Below are 13,591 nucleotides of genomic sequence, written 5' to 3' on the forward strand. Positions count from 1 at the left end.
AGCGCTAGGTCCTGGACGACGACGGCGGGCTCGAGTCCCGCCGTCGTCAGCGGCGTCCGGACCCCCGGGCCATCCGCTTCAGTTCGTCCTGGACGCGCGCGAGCTCGCGTTGACGCTGGACCTGCAGTTCCTCGGCGCTCGGCCGGCGGTGCCGCGCAGGCTCGGGTGCTGCGGGCGGGACGTCCGCCTCGTCCTGCAGGGGATCGAAGAACAAACCGTCGCGATGCATAGAAACTCCTCCAGCTTCCGGGGTCAGCTCCGACACTAGCGCGGCTGTGTTTCCGGCTTCTTTCGTATCTCCCTCGGCTCGCCTCCCACTCTCCCTCACCCCAGTCCGGGCAGGTGTGCGACCGCCGCCCCGCCGTCGTCGATCCGGAGAACGGCCCAGCCGATGCCGCCGAGCGCGTAGAGCGAGACCGGCACGAGCAGGCACCACTCGCGGAGGGAACCGGCATTGCCGAGGACGGGCACCGCGATGTTGCCGTTCGGCCGCCACACCTGCGCGACCACCGGCAGTTTCGCCAGGCTGCGCGGACGCCGGAGCCGGAACGGGTAGACGGGGTTGCACCCGCCGGTCGTGAGCATGTCGCCGAGGATGTGGACCACGACGCCGACGCCGACGGCGAGGGGGAACCAGAACTGCTCCTCCGGCGCGAACGCGGTGACGAACGCCCCGGCGGTCAGACCGACCGCCCACGGGGACCTGCGCATGCTGTCCGGGATGATCTTCAGGGCTTTGGCGGCGAAGGAGACGAGGAGAACCGTCAGCAGGCCCGCACCCGGGTAGATGGTGCCGAAAGCGGCGGTCTCGACCGTCCAGAGCCCCGCGACGAACGCGACGGCGACGAACGCGGCGACGCCGAGCAGCGAATGGGTGCCGCGCCGGTGGCCGCCGGAGATGGCGCCCACGCCGGCGCATAACAGGTTGGACAGCGGCGGCAGCGAATGGGCGATGGTGGCGCTGTGATGGTCGGCGTCGGGCAGGAGCGCGGCGCCCGCCGTGACCAGGGCTCCCGTGACGACGCCCACGGGGCTGACATCGAGGAGACCGAATCCGAGGGTGACGGACTCCGGCAGGGCCGGCAGTACGGCGGCCAGGGGGCCGGTCCCCAGTTCGATCCGGGTGGTGGCAGCGACCCAGGCGGCAGCGCCGCAGGCAGCATGGTGGGCGCCCATCATGACGGGAAGTCCTTTCGGTGAGACCACGCCGGCTGCGGGTGTCCAACCGGCGGCAGAGCCTCATCCTGACGCGCGCCACTGTCATTATTCGAATGCCATCATCCGAAGTGCATTATTCGGAAGCCGGCAGCCCGCCCCTCGCAGGACTGCTAGTGCGAGTCCTTCTGCCGGGTGCCCAGGCCGGAAGGGTCGGTGACGGAGCGCAACCAGGCCTCGGCGTCGTCGCCCGTGCCGACGGGCAGCGCGACCTTCTCGAGGCGCTTCTGGAAACTGGCGGTCATCTGTCGCTGGATGCGCAGCCGGCTCTCGTCGCCGGGCTGGGCGCGGCCGTCGGCAACACGATCGGCGATCATGAGCAGGCGTGCCTGGGAATCGGCGATGCTGGCGGCGAGGGTGTCGAGCTCGCTCACGGGCACGCGGCCAGGAGCGGGTGCGGACGGTTGCTGCCTGCGACGGCGGATTCCGGTGAAGATCCTCATGATGCTCCGGTGGTGTTCTCGGCCCGCCGGACCCCGTTGTTCGGCAGACTCGGACGGCGACGCCGCCGTCCGTCCCGCAAGAGTACCCGGAATGTCGCCCGCCCCCTAGGAGTTCCACGGAGTATGTCCCTTCCTTTCGATGGCCTGTCCATCCTCGACCGCGCACAGTCCCGGCTCGGCTCCTCCGAGGCGGACACGCTGCAGCGCGTCGGGGAGCGCGCGCAGCGGGCCGAGCGGCTCGGGTACCGGAGGTTCTGGGTCGCCGAGCACCACGGCGTACCCGGCATCGCGGGGTCGGTACCCGCCGTGCTGGCGGCCGCGGTCGCCGCACGCACGAGCACGATCCGCGTCGGCACGGGCGGGATCATGCTGCCGAACCACCAGCCCCTGGTCGTCGCCGAGCAGGCCGCCACGCTCGGTGCCCTGTTCGATGGCCGCTTCGACCTGGGAATCGGCCGCTCGCTCGGTTTCACGCAGGCCGTGCGGTCCGCGCTGCGGACCGGGAAGGAGGACGCCGGCCGGTTCGAGCAGGACATCGCCGAGTTGCTCGCCTTCCTCGGTGGTACCGCTCCCGTGACAGCTCGTCCCCAGGACGGTGGGCGGACGCCCGTCTTCGTCCTCGCCACCGGCCAGGGTGTGGACATCGCGGCCCGCTCCGGTCTCGCCGTCGTGCTCGGCGGGCCCGTGCTGTTCCGGGACCGGATCCCCGTGCTCGAGCGCTACCGGGAGCAGTTCCGTCCGTCCCCGTGGTGGGACGGGCCGAAGGTGCTGGTGTCGGTGAACATCGCAGTCGCAGGGACGACGTCCGAGGCACGCCACCTGCTGCTGCCCGAAGCCCGCGCGCTCGCCGTCTCGCGGACCAGAGGACACTTCCCGCCGCTGGAGGCCGTGGGAGACGAACCCCTCTCGGCCCGGGAAGAGGGATTCGTCCAGGACTCGCTCGCCAGCGCCGTCCACGGGACTCCGGCGGACGTGGCGCGGCAGCTCACGGAGCTCCAGGCGCGCACGGGTGCCGACGAGCTGCTGGTCAGCGGCGGGGCATTCGATCTCGAGGGGCAGGCCGCGTCCGATGAGCTGCTCGCGGAACTCGCGGCCGCCTAGCTCTCCCCGGCCCCCAGAACGACGGCGCCGCCCGGAGTCGAGGTGTTGCGCTGCTCCGTTCCGGAGGCGCCGTGGCGCGTCCGCCCGCGGGAGGTGTCCACCGCCACGCCGATTAGTAAGCATGCTTGCTATACGGGTGCGCCGGTCCTACCCTGAGGTTCACCCGCTCCTCGCGGCCGATACCGACGACAGGACTCCGCATGCTCACGATGAACGACCTCGACCCGTTGCTCAGGCGCCGCAGCACGGTGGTCACCGGTGAGGGGGACAAGGTGGGCACGGTGGGCGTGGTGTACCTCGACGATGCCGATGACCGGCCGTCGTGGGTGACCGTCCACACGGGCCTCTTCGGGACCCGGGAGTCATTCGTGCCCCTCGAGGGGGCATCGGTGCAGGGGCACGACCTCGTGGTGGCCTATCCGCGTGACCTCATCAGGCACGCGCCGTCCGTCGACCGTGACGGCCACCTGAGCCCCGAGGACGAGGCTGCGCTGTACCGGCACTACGGGCTGCGCGGAGGGGCTCCGGTCCCTCGGCCCGCCACCGCCGAGCCGGCAACCGAACACGCCACCGCGCGCACGACGCCGCCTGCTCCGGAGGTCGCTCCGTCGCCTGCTCCGTCGGTTGCTCTGTCGGCTGCTCCGGAGGCGGCGACGGGGGAGGCCGCAGCACGCGGGATGCAGCCGGCAGGATCGTCCGACGCGACGCCGGTGCCCGCGACCGCCCCGACGCAGGGCGGAACGCACTCGCAGGACGAGGGCGGCACCCCCTGGGTGGTCCGCTCGGAGGAGCGACTGCGCGTCGGGACCGAGCAGTACGAGGCCGCACGCGTGCGTCTCCGGAAGTACGTCGTGACCGAGGAGGCCACGATGACCGTCCCGCTGAAGCGGGAGGAGCTCCGGATCGAGGTCGAGCCCATCTCGTCGCCCGTGCGCCTGGAGGCCGAAGACGTGCCGTTCCAGGAGCAGTCCGTGGAGCTCGTGGCACGCGAGGAACTCGCCGTCCTGAGCAAGGAGACGGTGCCCGTCGAGCGCGTGAGCATGAAGACGGTCGAGGTGACCGGCAGGACCACCGTGCGGGAGGAAGTGCGCAAGGAGCGCATCGCCAGCAGTGCCGACGGGGCCGCGTCGGTCGGTGGTCGGGGGCTCGGTTCCTCCAACCGTGGAACCACCGCCGGTACGGATGCCGACGCGTCGACGAGGATCGCGACGAACAGCACGAACGCGCTCCTCAAGGGCAGGAAGAAGCGACGCTGACGCGCGCCTTCCGGTCGTCGCGGACCGTAGGGTGAGCTGCATGGGAGCCACCGAGAATGACGCCGCACTCTTCACCGCCTACCAGTCGTCCTTCTCGGAGGCTCCCGGGTACCTGAACTTCGCGAGCTTCGGCCCGCCGTCGAGCGCGGTTCGTGACCATGTGACGCACCTCCTGGAGACGGCCGGCGAGGCGGCCGTCGGCGCGAGCAGCACGCTCGAGGGCGAGGACAACCGGGCGCGGGAGGCCTTCTCCCGGCTCAGCGGTTTTCCGCTCGAACAGGTGGGACTGACCGGTTGTACCTCTCTCGGCCTGTTCCAGGTGGCCTTCGGCCTGTCCGGTGGAACAGTGCTCGTCGGCGCCGGCGAGTTCCCGTCCAACACCTACCCCTGGCTGCGCACCGGGGCAGTGGGCCGTGCGCGCGTCGACCTGATCGGGGCGCCCGGCACCCCGGTGACGCCCGACCTCGTCGCCCGCCACCTGACGGACGACACGGTTGCCGTGAGCGTCAGCGCCGTCGACTTCCGTACCGGCTACCGGGCCGATCCTGCAGGAATCCGTGAGGTGATCGGCGCCGATCGCCTCCTCGTGGTCGACGGCATCCAGGGCTTCGGTGTCGCCGACCTGGAATGGACACTCGCCGACGTGCTCATCGCCGGCGCCCAGAAGTGGGTCCGCGGCGGCTGGGGCGTGGCCGGGATCGCCATGTCGCCGCAGGGAATCGAGCGCATCGAGCCCCTGCTCACCGGCTGGACGGGGGTCACCGATGCGCGCCGGTACGACGGCGAGGAGCACCCGCCGCTGCCGGGGGCGGGGCGTTTCTCCATCTCGAACCTGTCCCCGTACGCGAGCGGGGCGTTCGCGGAGGCCCTCGAACTGATCGAGTCGGTGGGTGTGCCGGCCATCGAGGGCATCATCGCGACCCACGCGAAGGCACTGATCGACCACCTCGACACCGCGCGGGTGCCGGTCCTCTCGCCCCGGGAGCGCGAGGACCGGGCGGGGATCGTGGTCGCGGGCCTTCCGGGGCGGGCGGCCGAAGCGCATGCGGCGCTCGCCGCCGCCGGGATCTCCGTGACGCTGCACGGACAGGACCGCATCCGGCTCTCCGTGCACGCGACCACCCGCTCCGAGGTCCTCGGCGAGGCGGCGGAAGTGCTGGCGGCCTTCGCCTGAAGGCGCGGCCCCGTGCCCTCGGGCCGACCTCTTCCGATGCGTGCCGCCGTCCTCCCTGGCTTTCGCGCGGCGGAGGAGTGAAGCGCGGCGTGTCCCGGTGCGACACGCGCCGTGGGGCCGAAAGGCGGGAACGACGGCGGCTCCCGTGGTGCGCTACTTGGTCGAGGGCAGCCTCATGCCGACACGCCGGACATAGTTGACCATATGCAACCAAATCCTCGGAAGTGTCCGGGCGCGGTGCTAGCGTGCCAGCCAGAACGTGTGACTCGGGCAACATGTTCGTAACCTCAGGCACCTAACCTGAGCGTGCTTTGCATTTTCGCTGGGACATTTCACTAAGGAGAACCCTTGAATTCCACTCCACGTATCCGGGGGCTGCGGTGCGCGATGACGCTCGCCGTGACCAGCGCCGTCGTGCTTGCTCCCATGAGCGCGCAGGCCACCACCGGACCGACGGCTCCGACGTCGTCGTCCACCTTCTCGCCCAGCGCGGACGGCGCTGCGGAGAGGCTCGATGACCGCTCGGACCCCGCGGCCGACGAGCGCCGCGAAATCAACCAGCGGGCCGTGGAGCAGGTGATCTCGGGCGAAGCGAAGGTTGAGGACCGCAACGGTTCCAAGGCCGTGAAGGTCGCCCCCGGCCAGTGGGCGCAGTACGGACTGCAGGACAGCGACCAGATCCTGTCCTTCCTCGTCGATTTCGGCGACAAGGTGGACCCGCGCTTCCCCACCTCCACGGCCGGTCCCACGCACAACACCATTCGGGAACCGAACCGTGCGGTGGACAACTCCACCTACTGGTCCGACACCTTCGACCGCGAGCACTACCTCGACATGTTCTTCGGCGAGGAGGGCGAGTCGCTGAAGGGCGTCTACGGAGAGATGTCGAGCGGCCGGTACACGGTCGACGGCGACGTCAGCGACTGGGTCACCGTGCCCTACAACTCGGCCAGCTACGGCGAGACCGAGAGCCAGGCGGACATGACCCGCTTCGTCCAGGACACGGCGAACGCCTGGTACGACTCCCAGGTCGCGGCGGGCAAGACGCCCGCCGAGATCGACGCCTACCTCGCGACCTTCGACCAGTGGGACCGCTACGACTTCGACAAGGACGGCGACTTCGACGAGGCCGACGGCTACATCGACCACTTCCAGGCGATCCACGCGGGCGAGGGCGAGGAGGCCGGCGCCGCGTCGTCGGCCATCTGGTCGCACCGCTGGGCAGTAGGTCAGGCGGGCCGCGGCACGGCCGGCCCTGCAGCCAACCCCTACGGCGGCATCAAGATCGGCAACTCGAACCTCTGGATCCGTGACTACACCACGGAGCCGGAGAACGGCGGCCTCGGCGTCTTCGCGCACGAGTACGGCCACGACCTCGGCCTGCCCGACCTGTACGACACGAGCGGCGGCGAGAACGGTACCGGCTTCTGGACCCTCATGAGCTCCGGGTCGTGGCTCGGCCACGGGAAGGGCTCCATCGGCACCACCCCGAACAACATGGGCGCCTGGGAGAAGCTGCAGCTCGGCTGGCTGGATTACGACGTCGCCACCGCCGGCGTGAAGTCGATCCACAACATCGGCCCCTCGTTCCACGCCACGAAGGCCCCGCAGGCCGTCGTCGTCACCCTCCCCAAGGACGCCGCGGGCAACAACCGCTTCTACATCGCGGAGAACCGCGTGTACGGAGGGTATGACGCCACGCTCGCGACCGGCCCGTACAACTTCGGCTGGGGCGTCACCGCGCCCGACACCGTGGAGCACTACGCGTACCAGGACGGCCTGAGCATCACCTACTGGAACACCGCGCAGCGCAACAACAACACGCGCCAGCACCCCGGTGCCGGTCTGGCCCTGCCCGTGGACGCACACCCGAAGGCCCTCACCTGGTCCGACGGCACCATTGTGCGCAACCGCATCCAGAGCTTCGACGCCACCTTCGGCAAGCAGGCCACCGATGCGCTGAGCCTCCACCGGGAGACTGCGGCGGGCGTGGCTACGCTCACCGCGCCGTCCCGGCCGGGCGTCGCCGTGTTCGACGATACTGATCCGAACGCCTACTATGACGCCGCGAACCCGCAGGGCTCCGTCGTCGTGGCCGGCGCCGGGACGAAGATCGAGGTCGTCCAGTCCAACTCGACCGGAGTCCTGACCCTGCAGGTCCGCTAGGGCCGCCAGCTGGAGACAGCTGGAGGCAGAAGGAGCCGGGAGGTCGCTCCCGGCTCCTTCTGCGTTCCCGTCCTTCTGCTGTCCGTCCTACTGCTTTCCGTCCTAATGGGTGCGCCGGCTCCTGCGGGGCTGCGCGACGACGGCGATCGCGATCGCCAGCCCGAGGGCGACGAGGCTCAGGACGCCGGCGGCCACGTAGCGCAGGGGCGGTCCACCGGCGGTCCGGGTCGGTGTCTGCGCGAGGACCTCCTCGGCCTGCGGCTGGGCGGTGCCGGTGTCCGTCGGCCCTGCCGGGACGGACGCGGAGAACGGATCGGTCGATGCGGGCGCAGGCGCCGGCGCCTCCACGCCGACCACGCCGAGGGCTGCGTTGCCGGTCGACGGCTCCGCGGGGGCGGGGGCCGCCGGCGCCGGGCTGCTCTCCGTGGCACTCGGTGACGGCGTGGCCGAGGGCGACGCGTCGGGCGCCGGACCGGTCGCGGAGGGCGCCGGTTCCGGCTCGTCGCCGGGTGACTCCTCGATGGGCGGCTCGGAGGGTGCCGGGTCCGCCGGTGACGGGGCTGGCGGCGGCTCCACGGGCGGCGGAGGGTCGGACGGCACCGGAGGCTGCACGGGCGCGTCGGATGCGGGCGGGGGCTCGGGAGAAGGGGCGGGCGGTGCCGTCTCGGCAGGTGGCGGGACGACCACCACCGGGTCGGGGACGACCGGGACTACCTCCCCTGCGGTCCGCAGCGACGGCAGGGGCGGCAGCGCGGCGGCTGCTCCCGGGCCGGCAAGCAGGAGTCCGCTGCTGAGGGCCAGGGCTGGAAGGGCAGTGCGGACACGCATGGAGGAGTCTTTTCGGAAGGCGGGGATCGGCGGCATCGGTGACGGGGAGTCGTCGGAAGCATGCTGACTATCGCTCCCCATCCTACGATGGGGCGCTGCCCGTTCCCAGTCCCGCGTGACGTGCCGACACCCCCTTGCCGGCCGCCCGGGATATCAGGGGGCGGGAAACCCCGGCCCGCGCGGTCAGGCGGCAAACGAGGGCTCGGCGGCTTCCTGCAGCACGGGGCGGAAGACGAAGAACCGGTAGGCGATATAACGGAAGACGTTGCCGAGGAGGACGCCGACGACGTTCGCCGAGATGTTGTTCGCCAGGGGGCTCGTGAGCCCCAGGAGGTAGTGCGAGACGACGAGGCACGCCGCGGCGATGCCGAGCCCCACGAGGTTCGTGAGGCCGAAAAGCAGGGCCTCCTCGTGCTTCGGGCGTCCGGCGAACTGACGGAATGTCACGTAGTGGCTGCCGAGCCAGGAGACGCCGGTGGCCAGCGTGACGGACACGACCTTCGAGGTGATGGGGCCGATGCCGAACCCCGAGGCGAGGATGTTGTAGACGGAGATGTCCACGATGAAGGCAACCGTACCGACGACCGTGAAGGATCCGAGCCGCTGCAGGGCTTCGCGCACCGCTGTACTTCCTTTCCTGGTGACGGACCAGTTTACTCCTTAGGTCGCCTAAGCAACTAATCCGCGTCACGGACGAACGGCAGCAGTCCTTCGGTTAGGACCGTGGCTATCGGGAGACGGTGCTCCTGCGCACGATGAGCGAGGGGTCGAGGGTGATGCGGCGGTGTTCGTGGTTCCGGGGATTGTCGATCTCGTCGAGGAGGAGGCGCAGGGCTTCCTCTCCCATCTCGTGGCCCGGCTGGCTGACCGTGGACATGGGGATGGCGGCCTCGGAGGCGAACTGGTTGTTGTCGTACCCGATGACGGCGACGTCGCCGGGCACGGAGACGCCGGCGTCCGTCAGTTCGTGGATGAGCCCCGCTGCAAGCTGGTCGGCCGGGGCGAGGATGCCGTCGGGGAGCGCACCGTCGTCGAGCAGTTGCCGGGCGATGGAGCGGCCGCTGGCACTTTTCAGGTTGCGGCTCGGGATGACCTCCAAGCTGACGCCGTTTCCACGTTCCCGCACGGCGCGCCGCGCACCCTCGCGGCGGGCGTTGACGGCGTGGAGGTCCTCCGGGCCCCCTGCGAACAGCAACCGGGTGCGGCCGATGTCCATGAGGTGCGTCGCGGCGAGGTAGCCGCCGTGCTCCTCGTCGACCACCACGCTGCAGCAGTCCGTGCGGTCACCGGCATAGTTGACGAGCACGATGTTCCGGCCGTGCCGCCGTACCCGGTCCACCCCGTCGAGTCCGGCGTCCAGCGGAGCGAGGATGATCCCCGCGACGCGGGCCTCGTCGAAGATGTCGAGGTAGGACTCCTGCTTCTGGAACGTCACATCGCTGTTGGCCAGGAGCAGCGAGCGACCGGCGGTACTGGCGGCACCCTCGGCGCCGCGTGCGATGTCCACGAACAGCGAGTTGCCGACGTCGGTCAGGATCAGGCCGACCGTGTTGCTCCTGCCCGCTGCCAGCGAGCGTGCGGCGTCGTTGCGGACGAATCCCAGTTCGTCGATGGCGGCCGCGACGCGGGCGATCGTCTTCGCCGACACGATCTCCGGCTTGTTGAGGACGTGCGAGACCGTGCCGAGCGAGACACCTGCGCGGCGCGCGACGTCGTTCATGCTGGGAGCAACGGCGGGGTCATCGCTCGCTGGCTGGGCGGCTGTCACGGCACCTCGATCAGGGTTTCGGTGTGGGGGACCACCCCGGCTGGGGCGGCACGTTTTCCCTTATGGTAGGCGACCTCTACAAAGCGGCAGCCACGTGCGTGAACGTGTGCGTGCCGGAGCCCACCGACACGGGGGCCTGGTTCGGGAGGTCGACGACGGCGGTGGAACCGGTGGGAACGGTGACCTCCACGGACAGGTTGCCGGCATCGAGCGACCAGGAGATCGACGCCGTTCCGTACGGCGTCTCGTGCCGGGCGCTCGCCGAGGTGAGGCCGCCCCCGGGCCGCGGGCGGAACAGGATGGAGCGGTACCCGGGAGCCGCAGGGGCGAGACCGGCGACCACGCGGTGCAGCCAGTCGGCCACGGCGCCGAGCGCATAGTGGTTGAACGAGGTCATGTTGCCGGGATTGATGGAACCGTCGGGCAGCATGCTGTCCCACCGTTCCCAGATCGTCGTGGCTCCCTGTCCCACGGCGTAGAGCCAGGAGGGGCACTCCTCCTCGAGCAGCAGGGCGTAGGCGGTCTCGACGTCGCCCACGCTCGTGAGGGCGTCGGTGACGAGCGGTGTCCCGGCGAACCCGGTGGCGATCCGGTTCCCGGCGTGGCCCACGAGTTCCGCCAGCCGCTCGCCGCCGCGGCGCCGCTGTTCCTCGGTGGGTGCGAGCCCGAAGGCCAGGACGAGTGCGTACGCCGTCTGGGCGTCGCTGACGACGCGGCCGGACGGGGAGATGAACTCGCGGGCGAAGGCGTCGCGGACCTTGCGGGCCAGCTCGCGGTAGTGGAGCTCGTCGGTGGTGTTCCCGAGGACGCTCGCCATCTCGGCGAGGTGCTGGGTGGACCACGCGAAGTACGCGGTCGAGACGAGGTAGCGGTCCGTGGTGGCGTCGGCCGGATCGTGGGGTGGCGCGGCAGGATCAAGCCAGTCCCCGAGTTGCATCCCGGTGTTCCAGAGGTAGGACGTCCCGGCGCGCTCGGCCATCAGGTCCACCCACGCCTTGGCGCTGGCGTACTGGGTGGCGAGGATGCCGGTGTCGCCGAAGCGCTCGTACAGTTTCCACGGAGTCAGGACGGCGACGTCGCCCCAGACCGCGCCCGGCTGGATGGGCGTCCACTCGTCCCCGCCGGGGATCACGGGGACGTACCAGGGCACGGTGCCGTCCTCGAGCTGTTCGGCCGCGACGTCCTTGAGCCACGAACCGAGCATGCCGGAGCAGTCGTAGAGGAAGGTGGCGGTCGGAGCGAAGACCTGCAGGTCGCCCGTCCAGCCCAGCCGCTCGTCGCGCTGCGGGCAGTCCGTGGGGATGTCCACGAAGTTGCCGCGCATGCTCCAGCGCACGTTCTCGTGCAGGCGGTTGACCCCGTCGTGCGAGCTCTCGAACCAGCCCGTCCGCTCCATGTCCGTGTGGTAGACGCGGGCGGTGATGGCTGCCATCGGATTCTCGCCGGTCCAGCCCGTGAGCTCCGCGTAGCGGAAGCCGTGGATGGTGAAGCGGGGCTCCCACTCGACGTCGTCACCCGATGCGGTGTAGACGTCGGTCGCCGCAGCACCGCGCAGCGGACGCGTGCCCAGCTCGCCGTTCTCCAGGACCTCGGCATGGCGCAGGCGGATCTCCTGCCCGTGGGCGAGACCGGACACTCGGAGCCGGAGCCGGCCCACGAGGTTCTGCCCGAAGTCGAGGAGCGTCCTGCCCGACGGCGAGGTGGTCACCGCGATCGGCGACAGTTCCTCGGTGCAGCGCACGGGCGGACCATCGGGTGCCACGAGTGTCGCGGGGTCGCGGGGGACGATCCGCACGGGAGACCAGGCGGAGTCGTCGAACCCGGGCGAGGACCAGCCCGCCGGCTCCTGCCGGGCGTCGTAGTGCTCGCCCTCGTACAGCCCGGTGCTGAGGATCGGTCCGAAGCCGGCACGCCAGGTTTCGTCCGTGCCGAGCACGGTGGTGGAACCGTCGTCGTGCGTGATGTGCAGCTGGGCCAGAAGGGCGACGTCGCTGCCGTACAGGTTCGCGTAGCCGCCGTGGAATCCGAGGCGGCCGCGGTACCAGCCGTCGGCGAGCCATGCGCCGATCGCGTTACTGCCGGGGACCAGCGCGTCGGTCACGTCATAGGTGGAGTACCGCAGGCGCTGGCCGTACACGGTCCAGCCGGGTGCGAGCGCCTCGTGGCCGATCCGCTGCCCGTTGATCTCGACCTCGTAGAGCCCGTGTGCCGTGACATACAGGCGCGCCTCGCGGACGGTCTTCTCCACCGGGAAGTCGCGGCGGACGAGGGGCGGTCGGCGCAGCGCCTCCGGGTCCTCGTCCCACGCCGGTGCCACGGCACGGGCCGTCCAGTCGGTCGGCTCGAGCAGCCCGGTCTCCGCGGTGGAGGCAGGGCTCCACGCGCTCGGTGCAACGTCGTCCGCCCCCCACACCCGGACGCGCACCGTGACCGCCGTGCGCGAGGGGAGGTCGGCTGCCGGCCAGGGCACCAGGACCGAGTCGGGGGAGGTGACCACCAGCGAGGACCAGGTGTCGCTGCCGTGGACCACCTCGATCTCATAGCGCTGCTGCACCCAGCCGGGCTCCGCCGCGGTCTTCCAGCTCAGGCGGGGCCGTCGCTCTCCGATCCCCAGGGGCTCGCGGTGGTGCTCGAACGAGACGGGGCTGACGGTGATCGGCATGGAGATTTCCTTCTGGTGTGGGCCGCCGGGCAGGCGGAGATGGTGCGGTGTCACGGGGGCGGGCACTCAGCCCTTGACGGAGCCGGCGGCCAGGCCCTTCATCACGCGCTGGTTGAGGAAGAGGTAGATGGCCAGGGTCCCGAAGACGTTGATGCAGATGGCCGCGAACAGCGGGCCGTACTGCACCGCCCCGAACTGTCCGGTGAAGTTGAGCAGGCCGACCTGGATGGTGCTGAGGTCGCTGTTGTTCGCGAACGTCAGGGCGATCAGGAGGTCGTTCCAGATGAAGAAGAACTGGACGAGCGCCACGGTGAACACCGCGTTGCGGACCATCGGGAATCCGATCGAGAGGAAGGACCGGATGATGCTCGCGCCGTCCAGCGTCGACGCCTCGAACACCTCACGCGGCACGGCGCGGAAGTACGTGGCCATCATGAACACCGTGAGCGGGAGGCCGGTGGCGGTGTAGGTGATGATGAGCGGCCACAGCGTCCCGGTCAGCCCGGTCTTGAAGTAGGCCGAGAAGAGGGGGAGCAGGATCATCTGGCCCGGCACCATGATGCCGGTCAGGAAGATCAGCAGGACGCCATTGCGTCCCTTCCACACCATGACCTCGAGCGCGAACCCGGCGGCCACGCCGAGGACGATGATCAGGGCCAGCGACGGCAGGGTGGCCATGAGCGAGTTGGCCACGAAGACCGCGATGTTGCCGGTGGTCCAGGCCTCGATGTAGTTGTCGAAGTTCAGGGACCCGGGCAGGGCCCAGACGGGGTCGTTGAGGAACTCCTGCTGCGTCTTGAACGAACCGAGCACCAGCCACAGCAGCGGGTAGAGCTCGACGACGAGCAGGAGGGCGATCAGCAGGTGGACGGGAAGCCTGGCGAGGCGCTTGCCGGCGCGGGAGCGGGAGCGGCGGGGCTCCTGGCGCTGCATCGCCTGGAGCGGGGCCTTGCGGGCGGGTACCTGGGTGCTCATGGC

General features: G+C 70.4%; 12 protein-coding genes. 4 read left to right on the forward strand and 8 right to left on the reverse strand.

Annotated features, from left to right (window positions below; genetic code table 11):
* Positions 1–46: 46 nt before the first annotated feature.
* The 3 genes from ACX80J_RS07305 to ACX80J_RS07315 all read right to left on the reverse strand — a co-directional run bounded on the left by ACX80J_RS07305 (position 47) and on the right by ACX80J_RS07315 (position 1,658).
* Positions 47–229 (reverse strand): hypothetical protein, encoded by a 183-nt coding sequence (locus ACX80J_RS07305; RefSeq protein ID WP_459346115.1) that lies wholly within the window; start codon positions 227–229, stop codon positions 47–49.
* Between the two features lie 95 nt (positions 230–324).
* Entirely contained in the window at positions 325–1,179 is an 855-nt protein-coding gene (locus ACX80J_RS07310) for a metal-dependent hydrolase (RefSeq protein WP_459346116.1), read from the reverse strand.
* Between the two features lie 149 nt (positions 1,180–1,328).
* Positions 1,329–1,658: a hypothetical protein gene (locus tag ACX80J_RS07315; RefSeq protein WP_459346117.1), complete on the reverse strand. Its 330-nt coding sequence runs from the start codon at positions 1,656–1,658 to the stop codon at positions 1,329–1,331.
* Positions 1,659–1,781: 123 nt separating this feature from the next.
* Between ACX80J_RS07315 and ACX80J_RS07320 the strand changes: the two genes are divergently transcribed.
* The 4 genes from ACX80J_RS07320 (at position 1,782) to ACX80J_RS07335 (ending at position 7,355) form a co-directional block, all read left to right on the forward strand.
* Positions 1,782–2,759 carry an MsnO8 family LLM class oxidoreductase gene (locus ACX80J_RS07320; RefSeq protein ID WP_459346118.1) on the forward strand — a complete coding sequence of 326 codons (978 nt, stop codon included), beginning with the start codon at positions 1,782–1,784 and terminating at the stop codon, positions 2,757–2,759.
* 200 nt (positions 2,760–2,959) lie between these two features.
* Entirely contained in the window at positions 2,960–4,015 is a 1,056-nt protein-coding gene (locus ACX80J_RS07325; RefSeq protein WP_459347307.1) for a PRC and DUF2382 domain-containing protein, read from the forward strand.
* A gap of 40 nt (positions 4,016–4,055) precedes the next feature.
* Positions 4,056–5,189 carry an aminotransferase class V-fold PLP-dependent enzyme gene (locus tag ACX80J_RS07330; protein WP_459347308.1) on the forward strand — a complete coding sequence of 378 codons (1,134 nt, stop codon included), beginning with the start codon at positions 4,056–4,058 and terminating at the stop codon, positions 5,187–5,189.
* Positions 5,190–5,537: 348 nt separating this feature from the next.
* Entirely contained in the window at positions 5,538–7,355 is a 1,818-nt protein-coding gene (locus ACX80J_RS07335) for an immune inhibitor A domain-containing protein (RefSeq protein ID WP_459347309.1), read from the forward strand.
* Between the two features lie 102 nt (positions 7,356–7,457).
* On the opposite strand, the gene ACX80J_RS07340 is transcribed toward ACX80J_RS07335, so the two are convergent.
* The 5 genes from ACX80J_RS07340 to ACX80J_RS07360 all read right to left on the reverse strand — a co-directional run bounded on the left by ACX80J_RS07340 (position 7,458) and on the right by ACX80J_RS07360 (position 13,588).
* Positions 7,458–8,183, reverse strand: a complete 726-nt coding sequence (locus tag ACX80J_RS07340; RefSeq protein ID WP_459347310.1) for a hypothetical protein — start codon at positions 8,181–8,183, stop codon at positions 7,458–7,460.
* A 183-nt stretch (positions 8,184–8,366) separates the two neighbouring features.
* Complete coding sequence (locus ACX80J_RS07345; protein WP_459346123.1) at positions 8,367–8,804, reverse strand: GtrA family protein; 438 nt, start codon at positions 8,802–8,804, stop codon at positions 8,367–8,369.
* 106 nt (positions 8,805–8,910) lie between these two features.
* Positions 8,911–9,951, reverse strand: a complete 1,041-nt coding sequence (locus ACX80J_RS07350) for a LacI family DNA-binding transcriptional regulator (RefSeq protein ID WP_459346124.1) — start codon at positions 9,949–9,951, stop codon at positions 8,911–8,913.
* 76 nt (positions 9,952–10,027) lie between these two features.
* On the reverse strand, positions 10,028–12,613 hold the full coding sequence (locus tag ACX80J_RS07355; RefSeq protein WP_459347311.1) for a family 78 glycoside hydrolase catalytic domain: 2,586 nt from the start codon (positions 12,611–12,613) through the stop codon (positions 10,028–10,030).
* A gap of 66 nt (positions 12,614–12,679) precedes the next feature.
* Positions 12,680–13,588 (reverse strand): carbohydrate ABC transporter permease, encoded by a 909-nt coding sequence (locus ACX80J_RS07360; RefSeq protein WP_301224138.1) that lies wholly within the window; start codon positions 13,586–13,588, stop codon positions 12,680–12,682.
* Positions 13,589–13,591: the final 3 nt, after the last annotated feature.

Source organism: Arthrobacter rhamnosi, assembly GCF_054510975.1.